The organism is Bradyrhizobium sp. USDA 336, assembly GCF_044908355.1.
GTDB lineage: Bacteria > Pseudomonadota > Alphaproteobacteria > Rhizobiales > Xanthobacteraceae > Bradyrhizobium > Bradyrhizobium yuanmingense.
In genome coordinates, this window is the sequence record NZ_JBIYDC010000002.1 from 302783 (window position 1) to 329423 (window position 26641).

Annotated in this window: 23 protein-coding genes and 1 pseudogene; 4 read left to right on the forward strand and 20 right to left on the reverse strand. The window is 63.7% G+C overall.

What is annotated here, in order from left to right:
- Positions 1-70: 70 nt before the first annotated feature.
- Entirely contained in the window at positions 71-373 is a 303-nt protein-coding gene (locus ABIA45_RS02205; protein WP_057028692.1) for a hypothetical protein, read from the reverse strand.
- 197 nt (positions 374-570) lie between these two features.
- Between ABIA45_RS02205 and ABIA45_RS02210 the strand changes: the two genes are divergently transcribed.
- Positions 571-3516: a M10 family metallopeptidase C-terminal domain-containing protein gene (locus ABIA45_RS02210; protein ID WP_404650984.1), complete on the forward strand. Its 2946-nt coding sequence runs from the start codon at positions 571-573 to the stop codon at positions 3514-3516.
- A gap of 119 nt (positions 3517-3635) precedes the next feature.
- Here the strand turns inward: ABIA45_RS02210 and ABIA45_RS02215 are convergent, their stop codons facing one another.
- From ABIA45_RS02215 to ABIA45_RS02270, 12 genes and pseudogenes are all read right to left on the reverse strand, one after another.
- On the reverse strand, positions 3636-4598 hold the full coding sequence (locus ABIA45_RS02215; protein WP_036007439.1) for a UDP-glucuronic acid decarboxylase family protein: 963 nt from the start codon (positions 4596-4598) through the stop codon (positions 3636-3638).
- Between the two features lie 157 nt (positions 4599-4755).
- Positions 4756-5505, reverse strand: coding sequence for a glycosyltransferase family 2 protein (locus tag ABIA45_RS02220; RefSeq protein WP_404650985.1), 750 nt, complete (start codon positions 5503-5505; stop codon positions 4756-4758).
- Between the two features lie 11 nt (positions 5506-5516).
- A complete protein-coding gene (locus ABIA45_RS02225; protein WP_271537292.1) occupies positions 5517-6920 on the reverse strand; it encodes a capsule biosynthesis protein in 1404 nt (467 codons plus the stop codon).
- 4 nt (positions 6921-6924) lie between these two features.
- The gene (locus tag ABIA45_RS02230) at positions 6925-8313 is read right to left on the reverse strand and encodes a surface carbohydrate biosynthesis protein (protein WP_271537294.1); all 1389 of its coding nucleotides are present in this window, start codon (positions 8311-8313) and stop codon (positions 6925-6927) included.
- 25 nt (positions 8314-8338) lie between these two features.
- Positions 8339-9271, reverse strand: a complete 933-nt coding sequence (locus ABIA45_RS02235; RefSeq protein WP_157285565.1) for a hypothetical protein — start codon at positions 9269-9271, stop codon at positions 8339-8341.
- Entirely contained in the window at positions 9268-10158 is an 891-nt protein-coding gene (locus tag ABIA45_RS02240; RefSeq protein ID WP_404650986.1) for an SAM-dependent methyltransferase, read from the reverse strand. The genes ABIA45_RS02235 and ABIA45_RS02240 overlap by 4 nt, the downstream gene beginning before the upstream one ends.
- On the reverse strand, positions 10155-11681 hold the full coding sequence (locus ABIA45_RS02245; RefSeq protein WP_404650987.1) for a hypothetical protein: 1527 nt from the start codon (positions 11679-11681) through the stop codon (positions 10155-10157). Before ABIA45_RS02245 ends, ABIA45_RS02240 begins: the two co-directional genes overlap by 4 nt.
- Before the next feature lie 10 nt (positions 11682-11691).
- The gene (locus ABIA45_RS02250) at positions 11692-12198 is read right to left on the reverse strand and encodes an SDR family oxidoreductase (protein WP_404650988.1); all 507 of its coding nucleotides are present in this window, start codon (positions 12196-12198) and stop codon (positions 11692-11694) included.
- Between the two features lie 64 nt (positions 12199-12262).
- A pseudogene (locus tag ABIA45_RS02255) lies at positions 12263-12514 on the reverse strand (SDR family NAD(P)-dependent oxidoreductase); the annotation flags it as partial.
- A gap of 13 nt (positions 12515-12527) precedes the next feature.
- A complete protein-coding gene (locus ABIA45_RS02260; protein WP_404650989.1) occupies positions 12528-13229 on the reverse strand; it encodes an acylneuraminate cytidylyltransferase family protein in 702 nt (233 codons plus the stop codon).
- Positions 13226-14134 (reverse strand): Gfo/Idh/MocA family protein, encoded by a 909-nt coding sequence (locus ABIA45_RS02265; protein ID WP_404650990.1) that lies wholly within the window; start codon positions 14132-14134, stop codon positions 13226-13228. The genes ABIA45_RS02260 and ABIA45_RS02265 overlap by 4 nt, the downstream gene beginning before the upstream one ends.
- Positions 14131-15180, reverse strand: coding sequence for a nucleotidyltransferase family protein (locus tag ABIA45_RS02270; RefSeq protein WP_404650991.1), 1050 nt, complete (start codon positions 15178-15180; stop codon positions 14131-14133). The genes ABIA45_RS02265 and ABIA45_RS02270 overlap by 4 nt, the downstream gene beginning before the upstream one ends.
- 198 nt (positions 15181-15378) lie before the next feature.
- On the opposite strand from ABIA45_RS02270, the gene ABIA45_RS02275 reads away from it, so the two are divergent.
- On the forward strand, positions 15379-15990 hold the full coding sequence (locus ABIA45_RS02275) for an acetyltransferase (RefSeq protein ID WP_404650992.1): 612 nt from the start codon (positions 15379-15381) through the stop codon (positions 15988-15990).
- Here the strand turns inward: ABIA45_RS02275 and neuB are convergent.
- From neuB to ABIA45_RS02305, 6 genes are all read right to left on the reverse strand, one after another.
- Positions 15987-17057 carry an N-acetylneuraminate synthase gene (neuB, locus tag ABIA45_RS02280; protein ID WP_404650993.1) on the reverse strand — a complete coding sequence of 357 codons (1071 nt, stop codon included), beginning with the start codon at positions 17055-17057 and terminating at the stop codon, positions 15987-15989. The two genes, ABIA45_RS02275 and neuB, sit on opposite strands and share 4 nt — an antisense overlap.
- Positions 17054-18232: a UDP-N-acetylglucosamine 2-epimerase gene (gene neuC, locus ABIA45_RS02285; protein ID WP_404650994.1), complete on the reverse strand. Its 1179-nt coding sequence runs from the start codon at positions 18230-18232 to the stop codon at positions 17054-17056. Before neuC ends, neuB begins: the two co-directional genes overlap by 4 nt.
- The gene (locus ABIA45_RS02290; RefSeq protein WP_404650995.1) at positions 18225-19442 is read right to left on the reverse strand and encodes a LegC family aminotransferase; all 1218 of its coding nucleotides are present in this window, start codon (positions 19440-19442) and stop codon (positions 18225-18227) included. Before ABIA45_RS02290 ends, neuC begins: the two co-directional genes overlap by 8 nt.
- Positions 19435-20454 carry an NAD-dependent 4,6-dehydratase LegB gene (locus ABIA45_RS02295; RefSeq protein WP_404650996.1) on the reverse strand — a complete coding sequence of 340 codons (1020 nt, stop codon included), beginning with the start codon at positions 20452-20454 and terminating at the stop codon, positions 19435-19437. The genes ABIA45_RS02290 and ABIA45_RS02295 overlap by 8 nt, the downstream gene beginning before the upstream one ends.
- Before the next feature lie 134 nt (positions 20455-20588).
- The gene (locus tag ABIA45_RS02300) at positions 20589-21791 is read right to left on the reverse strand and encodes an HAD-IIIA family hydrolase (RefSeq protein WP_404650997.1); all 1203 of its coding nucleotides are present in this window, start codon (positions 21789-21791) and stop codon (positions 20589-20591) included.
- Between the two features lie 327 nt (positions 21792-22118).
- The gene (locus tag ABIA45_RS02305) at positions 22119-23003 is read right to left on the reverse strand and encodes a class I SAM-dependent methyltransferase (protein WP_404650998.1); all 885 of its coding nucleotides are present in this window, start codon (positions 23001-23003) and stop codon (positions 22119-22121) included.
- Positions 23004-23450: 447 nt separating this feature from the next.
- Between ABIA45_RS02305 and ABIA45_RS02310 the strand changes: the two genes are divergently transcribed.
- Positions 23451-24305: a hypothetical protein gene (locus ABIA45_RS02310; RefSeq protein WP_404650999.1), complete on the forward strand. Its 855-nt coding sequence runs from the start codon at positions 23451-23453 to the stop codon at positions 24303-24305.
- Positions 24306-24313: 8 nt separating this feature from the next.
- Positions 24314-25729 carry a DUF6418 domain-containing protein gene (locus tag ABIA45_RS02315; RefSeq protein ID WP_404651000.1) on the forward strand — a complete coding sequence of 472 codons (1416 nt, stop codon included), beginning with the start codon at positions 24314-24316 and terminating at the stop codon, positions 25727-25729.
- 61 nt (positions 25730-25790) lie between these two features.
- Here ABIA45_RS02315 and ABIA45_RS02320 read toward each other — a convergent pair whose 3' ends face one another.
- Positions 25791-26630: an SDR family oxidoreductase gene (locus tag ABIA45_RS02320; protein WP_271537338.1), complete on the reverse strand. Its 840-nt coding sequence runs from the start codon at positions 26628-26630 to the stop codon at positions 25791-25793.
- Positions 26631-26641 lie beyond the last annotated feature (11 nt).

The following is a 26641-nucleotide window of genomic DNA, read 5'->3' on the forward strand; positions in this document are numbered from 1 at the left end:
AGTGCCCAGAGATCACGCGACAAGCCGGGCCGGCGCCGATGCCGCCTGCTGAAATGCCTTGCCTGAGGAATCAGCGCGACAGGCGCTTCAATTCGGCCCGCGCCTGCGCGGCAAGGGGATCATCGCCATGGCGCGCAATGAAGAGTTCAAGGGCCTCCCGCGTTCCCTTCCGGCGGGCAGCTTCATATTCCTCTGCCACCGCAGCGGCAGGATCTCGCGCCATCGGCATGGAGGGCGCGCGCCCTGCCTTGCTGCTGTCGTCTGCCTTGGCCTTCTCCACCATCACGGGCAGTCCTCCGAGAGGTTGATGGGACAGTCCAGCAAGCGCAATCAAGGCGCCAAACAGGCCGGCCGGGAGTGTGCGTCGTTTCATGAAACCCTGCAAATCACGGGAGTTCCGGGAACGAAACTCTATGCTGCCGTTCCGTATGACTACGGGATTTAATGGCTAACACGGCCTTATGGGAGCAGCGCAAACGCCGCTGCCCCATTTAAACCAAACGTTTAACTCTCTAGCTAGAATCATGTGCCCCCGCGGCGAATCACACGACGCGTTGCTTGGAGAGTCCATTGGCCACCGCCGTTTATGTCAGTGCCACCAACAACGCCGAGATTGACGGCCTGCTGTCCGGCGTCAAATGGTCGGGCACGATCACCTACAGCTTTCCTGACGCGCCGAGCGACTATTCGAATCCTTATTCCGGCGGCAGCGGCGAGCCAACCACCTCGGGCTTTGCCTCGGTGCCCACGCAGATCCAGGCGGCGATCAACTACGCCGTCGGATTGATCCTGAGCTACACCAACGCCAACATCCAATATGCGGGCACCAACGGCGCCGACCTCATGATCGCGCAGTCGTCGGCCGCCAATCCGACCGCCTACGCCTACTATCCCGGCAATTATGCACCCGGCGGCGACATCTGGTTCGGGACTCAATACAATTTCTCGCTGGCCAAGCTCGGCAATTACTACTTCACCACTGCGCTGCACGAGCTCGGACACGCGATCGGCCTCAAGCACAGCCAGGAGGCCGGCGGCCCCGGCAACGTTGCGGTGCCGAGCGCGCATGACAGCAGCGAATACACCGTCATGAGCTATCGCAGCTATGTCGGCGCTTCGACCACGGGCGGCTACACCAACGAAGCCTACGGATATTCGCAGACCTACATGGCCAACGATATCCTCGCGCTCCAGACGATGTACGGCGCGGACTACACGACGCAGAGCGGCAGCACCGTCTACACTTGGAATCCGACCACGGGGCAGCAGTTCATCAATGGCGTCGGCCAGCTCGCACCGGGCGGAGGCGTCGGCGGCTCGGCCAACCGCATCTACGAGACCGTCTGGGACGGCGGCGGCACCGATACCTACGACCTCTCGAACTACACGACGAACCTGAGCATCAACCTCAATCCCGGTGCCTCGTCGGTGTTCTCCTCCGTGCAGTTGGCCTATCTCGGCAACGGCCACTATGCATCGGGCAACGTCTACAACGCCTATCTCTACAACGGCGACGCGCGCTCCTACATCGACAACGCCACCGGCGGGTCCGGCAACGACACGATCATCGGCAACGCCATCGCCAACATGCTGAACGGCGCCGGCGGCAACGACACGATCACCGGCGGTGCGGGCAGCGACACCATCAACGGCGGCTCAGGCACGGACACCGCAGTGTATTCGGGCAGCCGGGCCAACTACCTGATTTCGTACGACGTGGCGACGCAGATATTCACGATCGTCGATCAACGTTCCGGCTCGCCCGACGGCACCGACACTGCCGTGGGTGTGGAGTACTTCCAATTCACCGATGGTACCTTCGCAAGCTCCGGCTTGGTGACAACCACGATCGAGGCGCTTGGATCGACGCGTCTCGTTCTCTCCGGCGGCAACTATCATCTCGAGAGCATCGCGACGGGTACCGGACCGACCTTGAAATATGCGGGCTCTGCGGTGATCGCAGCGAATTGGGGTACCTGGTCCGTGATCGGCGCCGAGAAGGTGTCAGGCGGCGGCTATGACGTGGTCTGGAAGGAAGGGGCCACCGGGCAATACTCCGTGTGGAGCACGGATAGCAACGGCAACTTCGTGACCACGCTGGGTTCGGCCTCTCAAATGCTGGGAACCGATCCATCCCTGAAGGCGCTCGAGCCGACGCTGCAGCAAGATCTGAACGGTGACGGTCTGATCGGCTTCCCTGTTGCCGTCACGATCGAGGCGCTTGGATCGACGCGCCTCGTTTCATCCGGCGGCAACTACCATCTCGAGAGCATCGCGACGGGTACGGGGCCGACCTTGAAATATGCGGGCGCTGCGGTGATCGCAGCGAACTGGGGCACCTGGTCGGTGATCGGCGCCGAGCAGGTGTCGGGCGGCGGCTATGACGTGGTCTGGAAGGATTCAGCGAGCGGGCAATATTCCGTGTGGAGCACGGACAGCAACGGCAACTTCCTGACCACGCTGGGTTCGGCCCCCCAAATGTCGGGAACCGATCCGTCCCTGAAGACACTCGAGCCGACGCTGCAGCAAGATCTGAACGGTGACGGTCTGATCGGCGTCCCTGCTGCCGTCACCGCCACGATCGAGGCGCTAGGGTCGACGCGTCTGGTTTCATCCGGCGGCAACTACCATCTCGAGAGCATCGCCACGGGTACCGGGCCGACCTTGAAATATGCCGGCTCTGCGGTGATCGCAGCGAACTGGGGTACCTGGTCGGTGATCGGCGCCGAGCAGGTGTCGGGCGGCAGCTATGACGTGGTCTGGAAGGATTCGGCAGGCGGGCAATACTCAGTCTGGAGCACGGACAGCAACGGCAACTTCCTGACCACGCTGGGTTCGGCTCCTCAAATGCTGGGAACCGATCCATCGCTGATGACGCTGGAGCCGACGCTGCAGCAAGATCTGAACGGTGACGGGACGATCGGCGTCGCTGCTGCCGTCAGCACCACGATCGAGGCGTTTGGATCGACGCGCGTTGTTTCATCCGGCGGCAACTACCATCTCGAGAGCATCGCGACGGGTACCGGGCCGACCTTGAAGTATGCAGGCTCTGCGGTGATCACAGCGAACTGGGGCACCTGGTCGGTGATCGGCGCCGAGAAGGTGTCGGGCGGTGGGTACGACGTGGTCTGGAAGAACTCGGCGAACGCCCATTATTCCGTCTGGAGCACGGACGCGAACGGCAACTTCCTGACCACCCTTGCCGCGGCTCCGGAAGTGCTCGGGTCCGATCCGTCTCTGAAAGCGCTGGAGCCGACGTTCCAGCAGGATCTCAACGGCGACGGCACGGTGGGCGCTGCGCCGACATCCGGCGATGGTTTCGCGTTCGATTTCACCCAAAGCGGGGCCTCGCTGACTGCTCCATCCGAGCCGCCGGACTTTATCCCGGCACCAGCCGATCCGTGGACCGCGTCGGATCAGTGGACTCCACCGGCGGACAGTCACGGCACGGCTGCAATCGACATTCTGGCCGACTTTCTCCAGGCCCGTCACGATTTCGATTTCCAGCTGACCTGAAGGCGATGTCGTTTCCGCGAGGCTTCTCCGGCAAACATCTCTGTCTTGGTTCGCCGATGTCCCATCCTGGCGACTAAATTGCAGCTATCCGCAGTGACGGGAATGGCCCGCGAGCGGGATCAGGCGATTTCGAGCGAGTGCTTGAAGTAAGCGATCGTCTCCTTCAGCCCGTCTTCGAGCGCAACCTTCGGCTCCCAGTTCAGCACGGCCTTCGCCTTGGCGAGGTCGGGCTGGCGCTGACGCGGGTCGTCCTGCGGCAGCGGCTTGAACTCGAGCTTGGAGCGCGAGCCGGTGAGCTCGATGACCTTTTCGGCGAGCTCGCGAATCGTGAACTCGGAATTGTTGCCGAGATTGATCGGGCCGGTGACGTCTTCCCCAGTCACCATCAACCGCATGATGGCCTCGACGAGATCATCGACATAGCAGAACGAGCGGGTCTGGCCGCCGTCGCCGAACACGCTGATCGGCTCGCCCTTCAGCGCCTGGACGATGAAGGACGAGACCACACGACCGTCATTGGGCTGCATGCGCGGGCCGTAGGTGTTGAAGATGCGCGCGACCTTGATCGGCAGGCTGTGCTGGCGCCAGTAGTCGAAGAACAGCGTTTCGGCGCAGCGCTTGCCCTCGTCGTAGCAGGAACGGATGCCGATCGGGTTGACGTTGCCCCAATAATCCTCGGTCTGCGGGTGGATCAGCGGATCGCCATAGACCTCGCTGGTCGAAGCTTGGAAGATGCGCGCCTTGAGCCGCTTGGCGAGCCCCAGCATATTGATGGCGCCGTGCACCGAGGTCTTGGTGGTCTGCACGGGATCGCGCTGGTAGTGGATCGGTGAGGCCGGACAGGCCAGGTTGAAGATGGCGTCAACCTCGATATAGAGCGGGAAGGTGACGTCGTGCCGCACCGCCTCGAACAGCGGATTTGCGATCAGATGGGCGATGTTGCGTCGGCTGCCGGTGAAATAATTGTCCGCGGACACCACCTCGGCGCCGGCATCCAGCAGCCGCTCGCAGAGGTGCGAACCGATGAACCCGGCGCCCCCGGTCACGAGGATGCGGCTGTTCCTGTAGTTTTCAAACGGCATGATCGGTTCCAGATTGTCCACGGGGGGAGCAGGCTGAGTGGTATCGGCAACGGCCGGACTCGCCAACAGCCAAATGGGTTTGGATGGAGGTGTTAAAGTACCCCTACTGTGCATGGGGTTGTTTTGGCACCTTTTTCACTCGGATGCCGCCACACGTCTAGAACTCCCGCCGCTTCAGCCAGGCCCGCGCCCCCCAATGGGCAAAGCACCAGGCCGACCGGGGCAAGGAGAGCTGCTCGACATTGCGATAGATCTGCCAGACCCATTTGGCCGAGCGCAGCGGGCGACTGGAGATTGAGGATCCTCTGACCCGGTAGCGGGCCAGATCCTCGTTGAGGCCGTATGCGGTATGGCCGCGCTTGAGGATCGAGAGCCACAGGCAGAAATCGTCGTAGCCTTCGTTCTTCATCGCGACGGGACCTGCGATCTCGCGGTCGACCATCGCGGTCAGCGTCGCGATCGCAGTGTTCTTCAGGAGCTGCCCATAGGTGAGCGAGGCCGGCACCTCGATCAGCCGGCCAGTCACCGTGTTGGTGTCGTTGATGCGGCGAAAGGCGGTGTAGCTGAGCGCGGCCTGCTTTGCCTTTGCGAAGGCGAGCTGCCGCTCGAGCTTCTCGGGCAGCCACAGATCGTCGCTGTCGAGGAAGGCGAGATAGCGGCCCTGCGCGGCGTCGATCGCGGCCTGACGCGCCAACGCCGGCCCGCCGTTCTTCGCCTGCCGGATCAGCTTGACGCGCGGATCGCGCTCGCCGATGTCGGCGATGATCTGCGGGGTCTTGTCCGTCGAGCAGTCGTCGGCGATCAAGAGCTCCCAATCTGTGAACGTCTGGCTCTGCACCGAGCGGATCGTCTCCTCGATCAGGCCTTCGACGTTCCAGGATGGAGTGATGATCGAAACGAGCGGCATGACGGGTCCGTTCAGTTCGCGCGGTCAGGCGCGGCGATTGCGGCACGCAAGGAGGCCGCAAAGGTGTCGAGCAGCTTGGTGTCGCTGACATAGAGCTCGCCCGGATAAGACCGTCGCCAGGCCGACTCGAAATAGGGCGCGCCCTTGGCGGGATCGAACGGCCCGGCGGCGAGCGCCTCGCGCAACCGTGCGGGTACGTCGGCCAGACGATCGACCGCATAGACCAGCGGACAGGAGCGGTAGAATGCGTCGCCCATCACCACCACCGGCTTGCCGAGCAGCAGCGCTTCGGCGCCCGACTTGCTGTTGACGGAGACGACGGCAGCGGCGCGATCGAGCACGGTGTAATTGTTGGTCTGCGGCGGCAACAGCACGAAATTGTCGAACCGGCGCGCGAGCTCGAACAGGCGGGCGGCCGAGATTGCCCCGATCTGGGCAGGATGCTCCTTCACTACCAGCACATGCGAATCCGGGATCGTGCGCAGCAGGAAGTCGACGGTCGCGACCTGGTCGAGATAGTCCGGCGAGCGAAGCGTCAGCGCCATGTCGGCGGGAACGTGGAACGGATAGTAGACGAAGGGCGTTTGGGGAAGCGGCTGGTAGAGCTTGCGCAGCCGCGTCGCGTTGAGCGCCATGGCGGCATGCACCTGAGCGTGACGCAGATTGTGCCCGAATTCCTGGTGCTTGCCGAGCGCGAACTGGTCCCAGAGCTTTTCGACGAGACGATTGGCGTTGCGCAAATTGACGACCTTCTTGAAGGCCGCCGAATAATGATGCTGGTCCTTCTTGGGAATGACGATCGCGCGCTGCGTCAGCGTGTCGTCGAGATAGGCGCGGACCTCGGACGACACCGTGTCCGCCGGCGTCGGCATCACGTCGGGCGCGCCGAGCGTGTCGGGCGTGAAGTACATGCGGCCGCGAAAGAACGACGGCTCGATGAACCAGTTGCGGATGTTGCGGCGCCTTGCGGCGTAGAAGCTCGCGATCACCGAAAGAAAGCCGCCGAGCTCCTGCACCAGCTCGGCGCGCTTGCCTTGCCGCTCCAGCCGGTCGAGCAGTGTCTCCATCGCGTTGGCGTAGATCATGAAGCGGCGGCGCAAGGCGGCGCTATCGCGGATACCGAAGGTGAAGCGTTCATGGCTGAACAGGAAATTGGTTCCGTCGAGGCCGTAGGCGGCGACGCGCGTATCGAACGCGCCGCGATCGTCGGGCGAGGGGGCGGCCTTGAGGCCTTCGCGATACATGTTCGTGACCGGCACGCCCCCGGCCGCCGACATCTCGGCGCTGCGATCGTCGAAGGCAAGCAGCTCCACGTCATGGCCTGCCGCGCGCAAGCGTTGCGCTACCGGAATCCAGAACCGCGTCTGATATTCGGCAAGCGTGGTGATGAGAATGGTCGTTGCGGATGCTGTCATGGCTCTAGTGGGCGTGTTCGATCGCAATGCTCGCGAGCGGCAAGCCCGTCATCGCGCAATGTGCGCGCCTTGCCGTATATTGCGACGGGCTCGCCTGATCGTGCGCGGCGATGCGCTGAAGCAGGGGCTGGACGAGGGACGGTGCGATCCGCTTGTCGCGACGGGCGGGATTGAACTGGCTGCGCAGCCGCTCGGTGACGGCCGAGCCGAGCGCCGCGCTGGCGGCGCCCTTGATGATCTGGCCGATGCTCGGCTTGTCGCGCGTGCCCTTCATGGTGGCAAGCAGCGATACGTAGGGCCGGCGCGCGTTCGTCGCGCGCGTCAGGACGTCGGCGACGCGTTCGGCGGCTTGCCCGTCGTTCAGGTGAAAGAAGGCCTCGATATCGGCAGCGTGAACGCGGGCGAAATCGAAGGCCTCGGTCTCGCGCTCGATATGGTCGATGGCGCTGAGCAGCTCGTCGAACGAGGCGACCGGCCGGCTCACGCGTGCGGGCAGCGCGGCATGGCCGGCGGTCGTCGGCGTGTTCAGGTATTCGAGCTGGAGCGGGAGCTTGCCGAGCAGGACCGATTCGACGGCCGTTCCGCAATTGAGATGAATGACGGCGGCCGCATTGCGGATGCGGTCGAGCACGCTGCCGGTGCCGTCGATCAGGACGTTGGCGTGGCGCGAGAGCGCGCTGCGGTAGACGTCTTCACTCTCGAAGGGGTGCGGTCGCACGAGAATGTTGCGGTCGGGGCGCGCTGCGGCAAGCCGGTCGATCTCGGCGAGATAGCTCGCGAAGACCTGCTTCAGGTCCGCGATGAAGCGATCGACATAGGTGCCGTCCCAGCCGGCCCGCACCATCGCTTCGCGCTCGCCGCCCGGCTTGCCGGTGAAGCGTGAATTGACCAGTGGAAAGTTGGCGTTGACGAGCAGATAGCCGCGCGGCTCGCCGTCGAGCAGCGTGCGCCAGCGTGGGGCTGCAAAGTCGAAGCGCGGGCATCCGGTAAGGTGAAGCTGCTCCGGCTTCATCGTTTCGGCGGCGAGAAAGGCGTCGTGCAGCCGGCTGCCCCAGAAGAAATAGCCCGTCAGGATGTCCGCGTAGCCGCTGCCCTTGATGTGGGCCGCCATCGCCGGTGGCGAATTGCCGCCTTTCTCGGCGAGCACGCCGCCCTCGGTATCGAGCACGTAAAGCGCGAGGCCCGCCTTGGCGAAGCTGCGCATCAGGTCGAGATTGACGGCACGTGCGTAGTTGACGACCAGTGCGTCCAGCCCGAGCCGCGGCACGTCGACGGCCTGCTCGTACATCGGCACCAGCATGACGGAGACGCCGCGCCGCGCGAGTTGATAAGCGAGCATGACTGCCCCAGGCAGGTCACGCTTGGGGTGATCGACCACGAGGCCTATGCGCAAGATGTGAGCTCCCGGCAGATCCGCGTCAGAGCCGCATCACAGTGCGCTCGAGCTCCGTCAGGGCACCGACCGCGCGGAAGCGCGGCGGCGGTTCGGGATAAATGCGCGGCTGCTGGATGTATGTCGCCGTGTACAGCAGGCGGCTGTGTTCCGACTGGATCCGGCTTCCCATGTGCAGGCAGCGGGCTGTGTTGACGATGAAGGACGACAGGCGCGGCGCGATCATTTCCTTGACCGCATCGGGGCCGGTCTTGGCGAACACCTGGGCGTCGCTCATGTGACTCTTGAGCGTGTTGCGGAACGCCTTCGATGGCCCGGCCGGAATGAAGGTGAACGGTCCGTCCGCGCTCTCCCGAACGTCGGTCAGATAGATGAAGAGCTTGCAGACGCGCTTGTCGTCGTGATCGAGGTGCCACAATTGCGAGAAGCTCAGCGCCTGATTCGGGGTCGGTTGCGACAACGTCAATACCACGTCGGACAATTGCGGCAGATCGTGCATGAAGTCACCGATGATGCGCAGTGCAGCAGGCTGCAGGGCGTAGCGCACGAAGGGATGGTCGGTGGCAAAGGAGCCGTTGACGAGATCTTCATCCAGCAGGCTAACCCAAAAGGATTTGTGCCGTTCCTTCTGCTGGCCGACGAGCTCGTTGAGGCGCTTCACCTTGCGGTCCGCGAACGAGGCAACGGCTTCCGCGAGGCTGCGATCCACGAGCGCGGACACGTCGACATAACCATCCTCGGCGAGCTTGCGGCTCGCCTCGGACCACTCGGGCTTCGTGGGAAGCTGCTTCAGCAGTGCGACGCGCTTGCTGCGCGCAGGCAGTTGCAGGGCGGTCAGAGCCGCCTTCACCGCCCATCCGAGGTCGGTGCGGTTGACGTGCCACAACAGGCGGCGGAACTGGCTGATCTTGGCCCTCTTCGGGGTAGACTGATCGGCCGTCGTGTTGATGGTTGTCATGTGGGCTCCCAGCAATACAAAAAACCATCATTGTGGATCGTCGGCGCGAACGGCATCCGTTCTCGCGCCAGGACGCGGACGCGGCCCTGTCGCTCATACTCGTCGAGCGTCGAGAACAGCTGCGTCTGGTAGTCGACCGAACGGATATAGAGGAAGCTGACGATATCTCGCGGGCTCGAGAGATTCAGCAGCTCCGTCGTCGGCTCGATGTTGATGACGCGCTTCGGCTTCGCAGCAATGATGTTGTCCACCACCTTGCGCACGTCATAAGGGATCTGCTCGATGCAGAAATAGGTGAAGACAACCTGACCACTGATGGCGGGATAACTCGGGTCGTTGCCGTCGGTCAGGTCGATCCTGTCGAGCGAAATCCGGTCCGACAGGCCAAAATGCGCCGCGATCTCGCGGCCTGCGGCGATTCCGTTCGGTGCAATGTCGAACCCGTGCAGCTTCCAGTCGGGATGATTGAGGTGAAGCGAAAGCAGGTTGATGCCGCAGCCGGCGCCGAGCTCGACGATCTCCGTGGCGCCACCTGCGTGCCGCGCGAGCAAGTCGCCGAGGGCTCGGGCCCGGTAGCGATAATAGTCGTCGGCCGCGACCCTGCAGATCTGATTGTCCACCTTGCGAAGACCCTGCGCGGGATTCTCTGGTATCAGGAACTCGTCGATGCTGGCGGCTTTCGTCCAGCTCTTCTCGGTCAGCATTCGCAGCCAATGCGTCAGATTGTACTCGGAATCGACGACGTCTGCCGTGCGCTTCACGCGGCGCAAGGCAAGACGGCCAATGCTCCTTGCCGCGTCTATGGCATAAGTCGTGGCCTTGTCCGACAACGACGCCGGAGCGAACCCTGTGTTGACCGCCTTCGAATCTGTCGCGTGGATGTTCATTTAGCTGCTTTGGATGTCAGTCCCATCAGTTGCCCGACTGCGGGAAATACGGTCCGGTGCCGATGCTCGAGGACCAGAAAGTACTGGAGCGCCCAGGTCACCAGACAGAAAACCATGGAACCGAGCGCGAGCTTTAGCACGCTGTCGAACCGAATGTAACCTGCAATTGTTGCTAGAAAAACGCTTGCCAGGAGAAGGATTGCGAACTGGGTTCCGATCATCTTCGCGAACTGATTGCGATCGAGCTCGAGTGCACTGCGCAACTCTCTCAACTGCAAGGGAAGCACGGCGATACTGCCGATGACCTGGCCAAGTATCAGGGCGCGTTCCGCGAACAAATGCAGTGTCGCGGCGGACACCGCCGCCCAGATCAGAAGCTGAACGGCCACCAGCCGGTTGAGCTTGGCCTGCACCTCGGGCCGCGTCAGGAAGATCAGGCTGCCGATTGCCACATATTGCGCGCAGATCGGAACCAGGAAGCTCAGGCCCATCCAGAACGCGTAAGGCGTAAGAAGCGGGCCGATCCAGATCTCCATGATTTGAGGCGAAAGGATAGCGGTGCTGGCGAGCGGCGGCACGACGAACATCGGCATCATGACGAGGCCGAGGTCACCGAGGCGCTGGAACGACGCGGCGCTGCCGCGCTCGTCGAGCCGACTGGCAACCGGAAGCAGAGCGGAAGTCAGGAGACTGACCACAACCTTGGAGAGCCGCGACAATCGTACCAGCGCGTCGTAGGTGCCGACGGCCCTGGGGCCGAACAGCAATCCGATCAGGAACGGTTGAAGCGGTCCGGAAATGCCGCCCATCAGCTTGCCTTGCAGCAGCAGCAGGCAACGATGCAGAATGTCCTTTCGGATGTCCCGGGTCCAGGGCAGCAATCGCACGTGCTTGTGCCGCAGGGCGACGAAGGCGGCAATTCCGATGACGACGGCGCGGGCGACCAGGGTGGCGAGATAGATGTAGGCGACCACCTCGAAGCCTGCCGCCGCCCACGATGCTGCGAATGTCAGGCCGACATAGGCCGCCGTCGACGTGACCTCGGCGGCGCGGAGCAGGTTGTAGCGCTCGAAGCCTTTGACAATGCCTTCCCACACCAGCGCCGGAACGAAGATCAGATTTGCGAGGGCAGTGTAGTGCATGATCCGGGCGAACGTCTCGAGGTGCGCGGCGTCAACCTTCATCGCGATGACGAACAGTGGCGTCGCGAGCCAGATCGCGGCGCTGAGGATCAAGGCAAGAGCGATGGAGGCCGCGCCCAGGAAGGCGATCTGGCGGCTGGCCTGGGTCCAGTTGCGGTGCTCGCGCGCGCGCGCGACGACCTGGGTTGCGACCTCGGACAGACCGAGGTCAAGCACCGCCATCATGCCGCTGGGAAGCAGAAGCCGCGAAATGACGATGAGACCGAACTCGGTCACCCCCCAGGTTCCGATGATCAGCGGAATGACTGCGAGGCCCAGCAAGGCGGCCACGCCGAAGGCAAACGCCGAAATCACCGTGTTCTGGATCAGGCGCTTGATCATTGGTGTTTCGTTACCAAGCGCTCAATCCGCCATCGACGGCGATGTTCTGCCCGGTCACGTAGGAGGCCGCGTCGGACACCAGGAACAGCATGGTCCCCACCATCTCATCCGCCCGCGCCATGCGGCCAAGCGGGACGCGAGCACCGTAGCGCGCCTTGAAGGTCTCGTTCTGGCCGCTCTCCACCCCGCCCGGGGTCAGCGTGTTGACCCGAACACCCTTCGCCGCCCAGTAAGTCGCAAGGTGCTTGGTCAGGCCTATGACCCCGGCCTTGGACGCCGTATAGACCGCCGGCGTGTTGATGGCGCGGCCGAGATATTCGGAGCCGTCGTAGATGCGCTGGTCGGGTGCCATCAGGCCGTAGATCGAGGCGGTCTGCACGATCGCACCATAGCCGCGCTCGGCCATCCGGCCGCCGAACACCTGCGCGACGGTGAACATACCGTCGAGATTGACCGACATGATCTCGCGCCAGGTATCCTGCGAGAACGTCTCGACCGGGGCGAAGAAGGCGTCCACATCGCGGGTCTTGCTGGGCGGCGTTGTTGAGCAGGATCGAGACCACTCCGAGGTCGGATTCGATTGCATCGGCCGTCTTGCGCACCGCATCGGGATTGGTGATGTCGCAACCATAGCCCTTGGCCCGGACGGCATGGCGTGAGGCGACGTCGGCCGCCGCCGCGTCGGTCGCAGCCTGATCGAGATCCACGATCGCGACATTGGCGCCGAACTCGGCAAGCCCCTCGGCAAATCGACGTCCGAGAATGCCGCAGCCGCCGGTGACGACGGCCGTCCGCCCAGTCAGATCGAACAGAGCCTTGAAGCTCGTGGTCATCGCTTGCGCCTCCTCAGGCCGGCAGCCGCTGGCGGAGCAACAGTTCCACCAATGCAAAATCGAGATCCGAATCGATGTCGATCGAACGCTCTTCCGGCATCTCGAACAGGCGCGTATCCGGATAGAACACCGCGGGGTGCTCCAGGAACGGTTCGACCCGCCAGACATAGATCGACGCGTTCATGTCGAAGCAGCGCGGGGCGTCCTGCCGTCGGGTGATGGGCGGATTGGCGGATTTCGAGAGGCCGACGCTGCCGTTGGTGCGCTGCTCGACGAGGTTGAAATACGGCGAGCGCCGCGCCGGCGCACCGGTGATGACATTGCGCGCGCCGCTCTCGCGCAGCAACGCCACTGCACCGGTGATGTCCGAGGCCAGCCTGAGCGGGGACGTGACGTCGAGATCGACGAAAATTTCCGGCGTCCGACCCATTTGCGCTATGGCCTGCTCGAGGCAGTGCCGGATCGCCGGCAGCTTCGGCGCGGTGTCGGTCGCCATCTCGTCGGGGCGCTTGACCGCGATATCGGCGCCGGCCTTCACCGCCGCATCGAGCAAGGCGTCCGAATCGCTGCTGAAGGCGATCGCGTCGAACAGGCCGGTCTCGCGCGCCTGCTCGATGCTCCACGCGAGCACGGGCCTACCCAGGAGATCGCGCGCGTTCTTGCCAACGACACCTTTCGAGCCGCCTCGCGCGCAGATGGTACAGACAAGGCTCATGGCGAAACCCAGGTCTTGCTGCGCAGCGCGCGCTCGCTGGCGTCGATCAGATGCATGACGCCGAGGGCCTCCGGCAGCGAACAGGCCGGACTGGCGCCACGCATCGCCGCCACATGCATGTCGCGATAGGTCTGGTCGCGCTCGCTGGGGATCTCCCTTGCCTTGCCGTTGACGGCGAGGCGGCCGCCGACGAGATCGGCCTCGATGGTGTCGTCATCGACATTGACGCGAATGCGACGAACGCCCTGACGGTCGAGATAGTCCATATGGACGTGGACGGACGGCGCCCGCTGCATATCGAGCAGCAGGTCGAGGTGGTCCTCGACGTCGATGTCGCGCGTGCCGGAGGCGCCGCCAAGTGCTGCGACGCGATGCCATGGCCCGAACAGCCAGAGCAGATAGTCCAGCTCGTGGCTGAGATCCCGCAGCACGCCGCCTCCGGCATCAGCCGTGGCGGAGGCGGTTGTGCGGTGATCGCGGTCCGGTCGCCAGTCCCTGATGTCCTGGCCGACATAGGCGCCGACCGTGATCACGTCGCGTCCGCGCAGCGTGTCCGCCAGCGCCGTCATCACTGGGTGAAAGCGCAGATTGTATCCGACGCTGACATGGGCAAACGGATATTTCGGGGGCGGTGCCGGCGTTGCGAAAAGCGGCTTTTCGACGAGGACTTTGCCATGGAAGCCGGTTTGCGCCAGCTCTTGCAGATTGTCCGCATGGCGCGCCGTCTCGGTGGCAATCACGACGTAGTCCGGATGCGCCGCCGCAACGGCCTGCGCGATCGAACCGTAGTCGCCACCTTCGCGCCGGCTGACCGTTGCGACCCGAAGGCCGAGTTCGCGCAGGACGCGCGCATGCCTTGTGCCGATCGAGCCGAGGCCAACCACGACGGCTGTTGTCGGGGTCACGGGAAGACCTCGTGAAACTCCGCATGAGCCTGCTCGAAATCCTCCAGCCGGCCGATATCGAGCCAGTACTCGCGAATCGGATAGACCGCGACGCGTCCCTTGTCGGCAATCACGCGCTCGAGCACGGTCGGCATGTCGATGCTGACGCCCCGCGTGACGTGGCGGAAGACGGACCTGCCGATCACATAGATGCCGGCACTGACGAACCAGCTCTCGGTCGGCTTCTCGCGAATGGTCTGGAGAAATCCGTCCGTGGTGGACACCACCCCATAGGGGACGTGCACCTTGTGCTCGCGGACGGCCATCGTCGCTTCCGCCGGCGCTCCGTTGTGGAAGTCGAGAAGCGCTCCGTAGTTGATCGTGGTGAGGATGTCGCCGTTGGTGACGATCATCGGCAGATCCGGCGGTGTTGCAAACAGCCCGAGCGCACCGGCGGTGCCGAGGCGTTCGGTTTCATGCACGTACTGGATGTTGGCGCCAAAGGCGGCGCCATCGGCAAAGTAATCCTTGATCGTCTGAGCCTTGTAGTTCACCGAGATGAAGATGTTGGCAAAGCCCTGCTGCACGACGTTGCGGACGATCGTCTCGAGCAGTGGGCGGCCGCCGACATTGAGCATCGGCTTCGGCACGTCGCGCGTCAGCGCGCCCAGGCGCTCGCCGAGACCGCCGGCCATGATCAGCACCGGATTCGGATACTGGCGCGGCTCGAGCAGCTCATCGAGCGTCTCGACCACGACGAGATGGCCGCCCTCGTCGACGAGCGGGAGCTGCTTGATCGACCTCTGCCGCATCAAATGCAGGCGATCCTCACGGGACAAGGTCGCAGGGGCCGACACTGGCGTCCGGTTCATGATATCGGTTGCAAGCCCCGTGAGGGCGATGCCGCGCAGCAGTCCGCGTCTGACGTCGCCGTCGGTGACCACGCCGAGCAGCCGGTTCTGGTCGTCGAGCACCAGCGCAATCTGGATGCTTCCGCTCTCGATCGCGGCAATGGCCTCGCCCACACTGGCCTGGATACCGACGATGGCCTTGCGCCAGGATTTCATGGCAATTCTGCCTCGTACACGCCGGATTTGTGGGCAGCCCACGGCTGAGCCTGCTATATCGCGGCTGCGAGAGGCGGCGTCAACCCCGTCAGGGGACCCGGGCTTGTCCTTGTTAATTCACGCGTTTTCGGGCGCAATCGGTCGGTTTGAAGCGTCCGGGCCCGCCCGCTAAGATCGGTGCAGCTCAGGGGAATCGCGATGGACGATCTGATCATCATCGGCGGCGGCGAACATGCCTTCATGGTCTACGAGGCAGCGCTTCTGTCGGGCCAGTTCAACGTCATCGGTTTCCTCGACCGCCAGCCGGGAACGTTGGGCGATGCGCGCTATCTCGGAACCGATGATGTTGCGCCGAACTATCCCGATGCCGCCTTCGTGGTCGGGGTCGGAACGATGCAGGCGGGGCCCGCGCGCCGGCAGATGATCGGCCGGCTGCAGCTGAATCGCTGGGCGTCGGTCATCCATCCCCGCGCGTTCGTCTCGCCGTCGGCCACGATCGGTCCGGGCAGCGTCGTCATGCCGGGCGCGATCGTCAATGCGCGAAGCATGATCGGCCATCACTGCATCATCAATTCGGGCGCGGTCGTCGAGCACGACGTGCGCATTGGACACTACACCCATCTCTCGCCGGGAACGGTGGTCGGCGGCGGCGCGGAGATCGGCGACAATTGCTTCGTCGGGCTCGGCAGCCGCGTTCGCGATCACATTTCCATTGGCAATGATACGCTGGTCGCGATGGGCTCTGTCGTCACGGGCTCATGGCCGCCCGGCTCGGTGCTGCGCGGGGTTCCTGCCAAGCCTCGCCGCTAGACCGGATCATCCGGCTCGAGCGCCCGCGGTGCCGCGGTTCCGATCAGGGACCAGTACTCGATCGGCGACCGCCCCGTGCCCGGCCGCTTGGCGGTGATGTCGGCCGGGCCGATGATCTCGCCGGCCTTAAGTGCGCGTGCCGCCACGATGCTCTTGCGCGCCACCGGCACATTCCCGACCTCGGACTCCCTCGGCGCCTTAACGCCGTCGCCGAGCGCGGCCTCGACATTGCGGATGGCGCCGACCATCCGCTTGAAATCATCAGGTTCGAGCGAGGCCGCGTGGTCGGGACCCGGCGCGCTGCGATCCAGCGTCAGGTGCTTCTCGATGACCGCCGCCCCGAGCGCGACCGCGGCGACCGAAACCTCGAAACCGTCAGTGTGATCGGAATAGCCGACTGGAAGCTGGAACGCCGACCGCATCGTCGCCATCGCAGCGAGGTTCACATCGGCGATGGGGCAGGGATATTCGGTCGTGCAATGGAGCAGGCTGACGTGCCGCGCCAGCGTGGCGCGCGCTGCCGGATCGCGCCACGCCGCGCGGAAAGATGCGAAGCCCGCAGCATCGTTGCGCTGCGCGTAGCCGTGCGCCAATACGCCGAGGGCTTCCTCGATCTCGCTGAGCGTCGCCATGCCGGTCGAGAGGATCAGCGTCGCACCGGCCCTCGCTGCAGCGTGCAGCAGCGGGGCATTGGTGAGATCGCCCGAACCGATCTTGATGCGCGGCAGTTTGAGCGACAGCAGAAAGGCCAGCGAAGCGTCGTCGAACGGTGTCGACAGAAACGCGATGCCGCGCTCCTCGGCGCGCGCGATCAGCGTGTGATGCGCCGCCTGGGGCAACTCGAGACGTTCCAGCATGGCGAGCTGGCTCTCGGCGGCGTCCGTCGTCCGCTGCTGATAGTCGGCCTTCTTCGCCGCTCCGCCCGCCAGCGCCTTCGCATTGAAGGTCTGGAACTTGACGATGTCGGCACCGGCATCGGCGGCAGCATCGACGAGAGCCAGTGCCTTGTCCAGGCTGCCGTCGTGATTGACGCCGGCCTCCGCGATGATCAGCGTGTGTCTCGTCATGGCCGCGCTCCGTTTGCGGGAGCTTCGTAGAAGCCCTTCTTCAGGAGCTGGCCGAAATCCGGGATGGCCGCGATGATGTCGGCAAAGCGCCGGCTGGAATCGCCGTCGCCATAGGGATTGACGGTGTCCTTGCGGCCCCGCTTAAGCGCTTGCGAGATCGCCGCGGCGATCGCGCCGCGCTCGGGCGTGGCGTGAAATACCGAGTCGGCGCGCTCGCGCCCCTTCTGACGGTCGCCGATATCCACCGTCGGAACACCGAAGGACGGCGCTTCGAGGATGCCGCTCGACGAATTGCCGATCACGACGTCCACCTGGCTCATCAGGCTGAGATAGCGGAGCTGCCCGAGCGAGGCGACCGCGATCGTGTTCGGCCGGCCGGCCGCGAAAGCCTTGGTCCGCTCGTTCAACGCGCGCCCTTCGGCATCGGCATTGGCGAGCGTGAAGATGAGGCGAAAGCCGGGATCGAGCCTCGACAGCGCCGCGAACAGCTCGTCCAGCTCGGCCACCGAGCGTCCGGCCTCGACCGTCACCGGATGGAACGTCACGAGCGCATTGCGTTCGCCGAGCGGCATCCCGATCGCGTTGCCGATGTCGTCGCGGTTCATCAGATTGAGATGCTTGATGGCGTCGATGCCGACCGAGCCGATGGTGTGGACACGGGTTGGGTGCTCGCCAAGCTGCATCAAGCGCCGCGTCGAGTCCTGATTGCTGGTGAAATGCAGATGCGACATCTTGCTGATGGCGTGGCGGACGGATTCGTCGACGGCGCCTTCGGTGACGTCGCCGCCGAACAGATGCGCCATCGGCAGCCGCATGAACATCGCGGCCTGGGCGGCCGCGAACATCTCGAAGCGGTCGCCGAGCACGACGACGAGATCCGGTCGCAGCCGCGTGAACGCGTCGGCAAAGCCGATCACGCCGAGCCCGACCGATTTTGCAACGCCCGCGCCGGTGTCGCTGGCAAGCAGCGTCTCGACGCGCTCGTCGACCTCGAAGCCCTCGTCGCGGATGGCGTTGAAGGTGTAGCCGAACTCGGGCGCGAGATGCATACCGGTGGCGATGAGCTGGAGCTTCAAGCCTGACGTCTCGCGGATCGCGCGCATCGGCCAGACCAGCAGCCCGAAATCGGCCCGGCTGCCGGTGACGAAGCAGATCTTTCGCGCGCCGCTATTCATCGCGGGCTCTGATGCTGGCGCTGCTCGGCAGGTTGATCAGCCGGCGTTCGATCGACTCGGCGGTGGAGAGATCGCCGCGCGGGCTGTCCGAGAACATCGGCAGGCGGTGCATCAGGGTCCAGGCCGGCCGCGCGCCGAAGCCGGCTTCGTTCAGCGCCGTCAGCAGGTCGTCCCGCCGTCCGGCATGGGCCTCATCGAGCAGGATCGCGTTCAGCCAGTAATTGCTCGTGGTGCCCTCGGGCTCGCGCGAGAAGCACACGCCGGGAACGTCCGCGAAGACGCGCTCATAGGCTGCCGCCAGCCGGCGCTTGCTCGCCAGGAAACCGTCGAGCTGCTCGAGCTGGGCGCAGCCGAGCGCGGCGTTCAGGTTGGGCAGGCGGTAGTTGAAGCCGATCTCGTCGTGCACGAAGGCCCATTTGTGCGACAGCTTCGCGGTGGTGGTGAGATGCTTGGCGCGGCGTCCCAGCTCCTCGTCGTTGGTGAGGATGGCGCCGCCGCCGCCTGTGGTGACGATCTTGTTGCCGTTGAAACTCAGCGCCGCGAGCCGCGCCTGCGATCCGACGGCATGGCCCTTGTAGGTCGAGCCCAAGGATTCCGCGGCGTCCTCCACCAGCGCGATGCCCCAGTCGCGGGCGATCGCGGCGATCTCGTCGAGCTCGACCGGATGTCCGAACGTGTGCATCGGCGAGATCGCGGCGATGCGGCGCCCGGTCTCGCGATTGACCGCGCCCTTTGGCATTCGCTCGGCAATCCTCTCGAGCCGCGCGGCGAGGGCGCGCGGGTCCATGCCGAGCGTGGCGAAGGAGCTGTCGACGAAATGCGGCACCGCCCCGCAATAGGCGATCGCGTTGGTGGTCGCGATGAAGGTCAGCGCCGGCGAGATGACCTCGTCGCCGGGCTCGACGCCGGCGAGGCGGAAGCAGGCGTGCAATGCCGCCGTGCCGTTGACGACGGCGACCGCGCGCCTGGCGCCCGTCACCTCTTCCAGCATCCGCTCGAAGCGGTCGACGAACGGGCCGACCGAGGAGACGAAAGTGCTCTTGATGCATTCTTCGAGATAGGCGACCTCGTTGCCGGCAAACACCGGCTCGTGCAGGCCGAGGATGCCGTTGGGCGTGCCTGCGGCGCGCCGGACGGCATCGACCACGGCCTTCGGATCGAAGGAGATGTCGGATCTGGTCGCGGCCGTTCCCACAATTGCCTCAGACATTGTAGACGTCCGCCTTGTAGCGGCCGAGATTGACGGGATTGGTGAACCAGTTCACCGTCTTCTCGATGCCCTGGCGCATGCCTTCGATCCCGCCGAATTCCGGGGCCCAGCCGAGCTGCTGGCGCGCCTTGGAATTGTCGGCCCAGAGGCGCTCGACCTCGCTGTTCGCCGGGCGCAGGCGCGCCTCGTCGGTCTCGATCTCGATCGTGGTCCCCATCACGTCGGCGATCATCTGCGCGGTGGCGCCGACCGAGATCTCGAAGCCGCTGCCGAGATTGATGGTCTGGCCGACGGTCTGCTCGGCTGGAGCGGTGAGTCCTGCGATCAGGCCGCGCGCGGTGTCGGTGACGAAGGAGAAATCGCGCGTTGGGCTGACAGCGCCGAGACGAATCCTGCGTTTGCCGGTCGCGATCTGGCTGATGATCGTGGGGATCACCGCACGTGCCGATTGCCGCGGGCCGAAGGTGTTGAACGGCCTGATCACGACGACCGGCATGTCGAACGAGGCGTGGAACGATAGCGCCATCTGATCGGAGGCAATCTTCGAGGCCGAGTAGGGCGACTGGCCGACCAGCGGATGGCTCTCCTTGATCGGAACGGTCTGCGCCGTGCCATAGACCTCGCTGGTCGAGGTCTGCACGAAGCGCCGCACGCCGGCCATGCGCGCAGCCTGGAGCACGTTCACGGTGCCGCGCACATTGGTCTCGACATAGGAATCGGGCGCGACATAGGAGAAGGGAATCGCGATCAGCGCCGCCAGGTGCAGCACGTCGGTGCAGCCGCTGGCGGCTGCGATCATGAAATGCGGATCACGGATGTCGCCGGCGACCACCTCCACGGACTTCATGATGTCGGCGGGAACGGTGTCTAGCCAGCCCCAGGAGTTGAAGGAGTTGTAGTAGACGATCGCCTTGACGCGGGCCCCGGCTTTCACCAGCTCCTCGACGACATGCGAACCGATGAAGCCGTCGCTGCCGGTAACGAGGACGCGGGCGTCCCTCAGATCTGCCATGCCGGACCCCAAAAGGCGATTAAGCCAGTCTTCGCAACAAGATGGCGCTATAGCATACTGGCGGTCGCGCGCAACAGAGCCGCGGTGCGAAAGCTGCCAAATGCCCGGGGATGCAGCAGTTTTTGACGCGCCATCTAAGTGTTGCCGGACGCGTTCAGACGCGCTCTTACGAACGCCTGGAGATTGCCGCCCTGGAACAAATGGCCGGGAAGGCCGGCCGCCTGCGCGGCCTCGAGGTCGCTTGGCTTGTCGCCGATCACCATGCTGCGCGCCATGTCGATGGGAAAACGCTGCGCCAGGTCGGTGATCATGCCAGCGCCCGGCTTGCGGCGGTCGCTGACACGGCAATAGCGGGCCACGGTTCCCTCAGGATGGTCGGGGCAATATTCGAAGGCGTCGATATGCGCGCCAACGAGTGCCATCTGGTCCGCCATCCAGCGGTGCAGGGTGTCGACGTGATGCTCCTCGTAATAGCCGCGCGCGACGCCGGATTGATTGGTGATGACGAAAGCGAAATAGCCGGCGTCGTTGACGGCCTTCACGGCCTCGCGTGCCCCGTCGATCCATTCGAGCTTGTGCGTCTCGAATGTGTAGCCGGAATCATGGTTGAGCACGCCGTCGCGGTCGAAGAACACGGCGGGACGCCGCAGCTTCTCGCGCAGCTCGCGGTCGGCGCGCGCGAAATCGTCGGGGATGCCGATGTCGATGAAATAGCCGCGATAGGCGGTGCCGCGCAGCTCGCCGCGCGAGGCAAGGCCGGGAAACGCGTCCTGTTCGAGGGAGGCGGGAAGCTTCGCGATATCGGCGAGAACGGACTTGTCGACGACGTAGATTCCGGCATTGACCGGACCGGTGGCGCCCGCACCCGGGGCGATGAAATCGCGCACCACGTCGCCATCGAGCGCGACGCGCCCGTAGCGGTCACCGACAACGCCGTCGCGCAATGCCATGTGAATCCGACCGTCCCGCGCACGCGCGATCAGATCAAGCAGGTTGAAGTCGAACAGCGAGTCGCCGTTGAGCAGCAGGAAGCGGTCGTGCAGCAGATCGCGCGCGTTCACGAGCGCGCCGCCGGTACCGAGCGGCTCGGTCTCGCGCGCCACCAGGATCTTTGCCCGGCCCCGCACAGCGCCGGCGTAGTGGCTCTCGACGATGTCGGCCTTGTGGCCGGCAAGCAGGAGGATTTCGTCGAATACGTGATAGCGGACGAGTTCATCGATCAGGGTGTCCAGAAACGGCCTGCCCCCGATCTCGAGCATCGGTTTCGGCATCGCCATGGTGCGTTCGCCAAGGCGGGTGCCGAGCCCGCCGACGAGGATGACGGCTTGTCTCAGCATGATTTGTCCCTTCGACAGCATGAATGATGCAGCACGACGCCAATCTGCCGCAATGCGGCGGGCAATTCCCGTCTTGTCTTCATATCAGCGCGAACAAGGAATGCGAACGACGACCGTCTGCAGATAAGCGGCCGGCGCGCCGGTGATCGCCCGGACGATGCCCATCGTATACTGGTCCGAGAGGATGATTCCTTTCGTAGGTTCTGGCGGAGCCAACGGTGCCGAGCTGGATCGGGAAGAACAGCAAGGTCAGGAAAAATGTAGTCCGTCGACATCGCGAGATCTCTAGGATCGGGGCCGTCGTTGCAGCCGAGAATCGGCGGATCATCAATTTCCGTTCGGCAGGTCGGCTGGGCGGCCAACGATCAGGGAGCCGAGCGTGAACAGATCCTCCGGAGAGAAATTTCGAAAGCGCGGTGCCAACCGTTCCAGGATCTGCTGCTCCGGTGGCCGGCGGTCTGGTTGGTCGCTGAGCAGTTCAAACCCGGCCTCTCTGAACAGCTGCAGATATTCGCTGTGGCGCAAACGATTGACATATTGGAAGCGAGACTGGAACGGCGCCCAATCCTCGTCGGAATAGGTCAGGAAATTGAATGAGCTGATGGACGGATCGAAGCCTTTGAAGTGGTCGCCGTAGTCGATTTGCATGAGGATGAGCCCGTCAGGGCGCATGATGCGTCGCAACTCCTTCAGGATCGCTGCGATGTCGCTCTTGGGAATGTGCTCGAGTGTTTCGACCGAGACCGCGCAGTCAATCGAACCGGCTGGCAGGCCTGTCGTTCGGGCATCGGCCGGTGCGCGGTAGTCGATGTGCCAGTAACGTTCGAGGTCCTCTAGGGACTTCAAGTCGGGGTGGTCGGTCCCGCTCAGGCGAGAAATCACGGCTGCGTTGGAGCGGATCAGTTCCAGCTTGGCCAAGCGCTCGATGTCGACGGTGATGAAGCGCCGCGACCCATGTGCACTGAAGGCGAGAGGAATGATCAGATCCCGCCCGGCGCCGAACTCGTAAAAAGTCGAATCCCGTAACGGTCGGATGCTGTACCTGTCGTGGACGCTCAGCAGCCGCTGCGCAAGTGTATAGATGGACCTGACCTGTCGTTCAGGGCGCGGCAGCCGTCGTGTGACGTAGCGCTGCAGGGCGTAATGCAGGTCTTCGCCCCAGGGAATGTTCGACAATACGGAGAACGCCCGCGCCTTTGTTTGCCAGCGCACGTCAGCATTTCCTCGCTGGAACGGCCACGATCGGAGTGATGCTGACGAGCGGTCCTTGAAGCACGGTGTAGGTCCAGGAAAGGCCGATGTTCTGCCTGTTTGAGGCAGGTACCAACTCACATAGCGAGTTTCGGTCATACGGGAGCCGCAGCCCCAATGCAAGGATCGAGCGCAGAGATGGCGGCACTCGTTTCCGGTAGCAGAGCGGCCTCATGTCCAGCGGCCGCTTGGGCGACCAAGGCTTGAGCCTGACGAAAGTCGCGGGTGGCCTTGGTGGATCAGACGGCAAGACAGACCGAGGGCGGCCAGGGCCACAATGGCTCCTCGAGTGTTCGGCGCAGAGCTGATTGATCAACCATAGATTGACCAGTATGATATCGACCGGGCGCCCCATTCACGGTATGGAGCTTTCTGTTCATATCGTGTCCGGGACAAGAGTACATGCCAATGATCGAGCGTGCGCCGCAAGCTTCAATTCGTCCGCAGCTTGCGAGGTGGTCCGATGTCGCTATCCGGACAGTACGGAGGCATTGGGTTCTTTCGCTCGCTATCGGAGTCATGTTGTTGGCTGCTCTCGGTTCCCTGGACGTCGGCCGAAAGGTGGAATCCTGGACTGCAAGCGCGACGATTGCACTTGGTACGATGCCCAGCCTTGAAGGCATTCTCGGCCGGTCTGCGGCGGCCGTTGAACGCGTAGAGAGTGCCCGTGAACTGGTGACGCGGATCGGAGGGATTCAGTTCCAAGACAATGTACTTGCCGATGCTCGCAAGGCACTTCACGACCGCCGAGGGGCCTTCGCCGGAGCCTCCTTGCGCGGGATCGTCATAGACGATTCCATCATTCGTCTGGAGGCAAGTTCCGCCTCGAAGGAGGAGGCGCTAATCCTGCTTCAACAGGGCGTTGCCGCGATCCAGGCCGCTCATCAGAAATTGCTTGAACCGAGAATGGAATTGTTGCGTTCCGTGCGCGATAGTCTTCAAGATGCAAGGACACGCCTGAGCGATTCTCTCAAGAAGGGCGACATGTACATTACGCCGGCTCGGCCGGATGGCACACCCCCCTTGATGGCGAGCCCCGGGGGGGCAGTCGATGGACTTCTCAACGTCGAAACGCGCATTGCGTTACTGACCTATAGCGAGCGCACCGTGAGGATGACAGGGCTGCAGGATGGATCATCTCCTGTGACGGAAGGCCCCAGGGAGGTCAATCTCGTGCAAAGAGCCATTCTGGCGGGCTTGGGCATCATCCTTTTCATTGGCCTTTTGACTTTCCTTCTGAAGCGATCGGCCCGCGTCGGGTAGAGCTGGCGATGACCCTTTTGGCTGGTGTCTCGATACTGCTCTTCATCGTTTGGTTGTTGCGCTTCAGATCGACAATCTTCCTGTGCCTCGCCTTTCTTTTGTTTACCTTCGCGTGGCGAACGATCTCCTCCCTCTACATCGATCTCTCGGGGCCCATCTTTTCGTCCCAGCTTCAGATGTTCATTGGTCCCGGCGTCATGACTGTGTTCCAGTCGATTGCCTATTTTCTAACGCTTCTTCCCTTCCTCTGGGTCTTCAATGCGCGGGCGCTGGATGATTGGGCGCGGTCGGCTCCAGTTCCCGAACCGCATCCGAGCCGATCTCAACTGACCCTGTCGGACGTCACATTCTACGCGTCGGTCCTTTTCTTGATCCTGCTTTTCGGCGCTCTGATCCAGGGGGGCGTCATTCCACTGTTCGCCCAGATCGAGCGTTGGACCTTCAACGAGCAGGCCAATTTTCTTCATCGCTTTGTGATCGAGCGAGGCGACATGGTCTGCTTCTGGTGGGGGACCATGTTCTTCGCCGAGTGGTTGCGACGGCGGCGATACGATTATCGTTTTCTGGTCTTGCTGGCCGCGATGATCTTCTACATGTTTCTCGTAGGCGGGCGCTTCTCGCCCTTCTACCGATATTGTGCATTCTTTATCATACCGTTCTCGGCGGCTTTGCTCGTTCGGGCGCGAGGCTTTGCAGGCGGACGTTCGTTCAGCTTGCTGCCTCGGATCGCCGATCGCCGCATCGTGCTGGCGGGCACCGGCATCATAGCGGCGACGGTCGCGATGATTGCATTCGCGCTCTACTGGAATCTGACCAGAGTCAGAGGATACGAAGGAGAGGCCGCGCGAGGCGTTTTTTTAGAGCGCGCGCTCGTGCAGCCGTCAGAGATAGGATGGACGTCCTATCAGCGCGTTCTGGTCAACGGAGATTGGGATGCACGCCGTGCCTTCGATGCTCTGTTCGGGCGTCCCATCGTTGCGGGGCGAAACACGACACCGCAGTTCCTGATGTCCGAAACGATCGGTGAGCCACGGACGACGGAGCACATCACGGGCGGGTTTCAATTCGCAGGTGGATTTCCTGAAATCTTCTTCGAGCTGTTTGGTCCCTATTTGAGCTGGTTCTTTCTGCTGGGAGCCGGCTGGCTCACGGCGCTCATTTCCGCGATCATGATCCGCTCAATCGTTGCCGAGCGATATCTGACGGCGGTGCTGTCATTCTATGTGCTGTATGGCTTCTACGTCATGTACATCGGGGGCATGCTGAACTTTGTGACGACGCCGACATATTGGATCAAAATTGCCGCGCTGTTCGCCGCGATCATTCTGGAGGAGCGTTGGCAGAGGTTGGGCCGTCCCATTCTCCCGTGGGTGCTCGCCGACAAAACTCGCTTGTTTCGCCGCTCTGCGGTTTCCAATGTTTAGGAGCTACGTTCCGGCGAGCAGCGCAGAGCGGTGTCGCTCTCGTCGTGGGCGGCGCGCCGCGCTACCAGACGCTCCTTCCTCCGTCCATCACCAGGTTCTGCCCGGTCATGTAGCTCGAGGCATCCGAGCACAGGAACTGCACCGCGGCGCGGTACTCGTCGACATCTGCCATGCGGCCCATCGGGATCAGGCGCGTCAGTCGCTCGACGAAGGCCGGATCCTGGTTGTTGAAGACCCCGCCCGGCGAGATCGCGTTGACGCGGACGCCGTGATCGGCCCAGTACGTCGCCAGATATTTCGTCAGTCCGATCAACCCGTGCTTGATCACGGAGTAGGTCACCGGCTTCACCGGCTGTTCCTCCTCGCGCGTCACCTGCGGTTGGCGATAGAGCCGCTGGTCCGGCGCGATCACGCCGAGATCGGAGGCGATGTTGAGGATCACGCCGCGGCCACGCGATGCCATTGCACCGCCGAACACCTGAGCGCACAGCATCGCGCCGGTCAGGCCCACGGCGATCTCGGTCTGCCATTGCGGCACCGGAAACGCCTCGAAGCGGGAGGAATGCATCACGCCGGGTGCGGAGGTCACCTTGGGATCGATGGCCGCGTTGTTGACGAGGATGTCGACGGAGACGCCGCGGCCGGAAAGCTGCTCGTGCGCAGCGCGCACCGAATCGAGTGTGGTGACGTCGATCGCAAGCGCGATCAGGTCGGCAGACGGCGCATTCTGCTTGAGTGCGGCAACGGCGGCTTCGGCCTGCGCAAGTCCGACGTCGGTGACGACGACGCGCGCGCCGGCCTCGGAGAGCGCGGCGACATGCTGCCGGCCGAGCAGGCCGCCTGCACCGGTCACGAGAGCGGTGCGGCCGGTCAGGTCATAGCGTGAGGACGGGCTTGGCATCGGGAGCTCCT

Coding starts and splice junctions, on each gene's coding strand:
- ABIA45_RS02205 (WP_057028692.1), bottom strand. CDS start 373: ATGAAACGACGCACACTCCCGGCCGGCCTGTTTGGCGCCTTGATTGCG.
- ABIA45_RS02215 (WP_036007439.1), bottom strand. CDS start 4,598: ATGCCGTTTGAAAACTACAGGAACAGCCGCATCCTCGTGACCGGGGGC.
- ABIA45_RS02220 (WP_404650985.1), bottom strand. CDS start 5,505: ATGCCGCTCGTTTCGATCATCACTCCATCCTGGAACGTCGAAGGCCTG.
- ABIA45_RS02225 (WP_271537292.1), bottom strand. CDS start 6,920: ATGACAGCATCCGCAACGACCATTCTCATCACCACGCTTGCCGAATAT.
- ABIA45_RS02235 (WP_157285565.1), bottom strand. CDS start 9,271: ATGACAACCATCAACACGACGGCCGATCAGTCTACCCCGAAGAGGGCC.
- ABIA45_RS02240 (WP_404650986.1), bottom strand. CDS start 10,158: ATGAACATCCACGCGACAGATTCGAAGGCGGTCAACACAGGGTTCGCT.
- ABIA45_RS02245 (WP_404650987.1), bottom strand. CDS start 11,681: ATGATCAAGCGCCTGATCCAGAACACGGTGATTTCGGCGTTTGCCTTC.
- ABIA45_RS02260 (WP_404650989.1), bottom strand. CDS start 13,229: ATGAGCCTTGTCTGTACCATCTGCGCGCGAGGCGGCTCGAAAGGTGTC.
- ABIA45_RS02270 (WP_404650991.1), bottom strand. CDS start 15,180: ATGAAATCCTGGCGCAAGGCCATCGTCGGTATCCAGGCCAGTGTGGGC.
- ABIA45_RS02275 (WP_404650992.1), top strand. CDS start 15,379: ATGGACGATCTGATCATCATCGGCGGCGGCGAACATGCCTTCATGGTC.
- neuB (WP_404650993.1), bottom strand. CDS start 17,057: ATGACGAGACACACGCTGATCATCGCGGAGGCCGGCGTCAATCACGAC.
- neuC (WP_404650994.1), bottom strand. CDS start 18,232: ATGAATAGCGGCGCGCGAAAGATCTGCTTCGTCACCGGCAGCCGGGCC.
- ABIA45_RS02290 (WP_404650995.1), bottom strand. CDS start 19,442: ATGTCTGAGGCAATTGTGGGAACGGCCGCGACCAGATCCGACATCTCC.
- ABIA45_RS02295 (WP_404650996.1), bottom strand. CDS start 20,454: ATGGCAGATCTGAGGGACGCCCGCGTCCTCGTTACCGGCAGCGACGGC.
- ABIA45_RS02300 (WP_404650997.1), bottom strand. CDS start 21,791: ATGCTGAGACAAGCCGTCATCCTCGTCGGCGGGCTCGGCACCCGCCTT.
- ABIA45_RS02310 (WP_404650999.1), top strand. CDS start 23,451: ATGATCGAGCGTGCGCCGCAAGCTTCAATTCGTCCGCAGCTTGCGAGG.
- ABIA45_RS02315 (WP_404651000.1), top strand. CDS start 24,314: ATGACCCTTTTGGCTGGTGTCTCGATACTGCTCTTCATCGTTTGGTTG.
- ABIA45_RS02320 (WP_271537338.1), bottom strand. CDS start 26,630: ATGCCAAGCCCGTCCTCACGCTATGACCTGACCGGCCGCACCGCTCTC.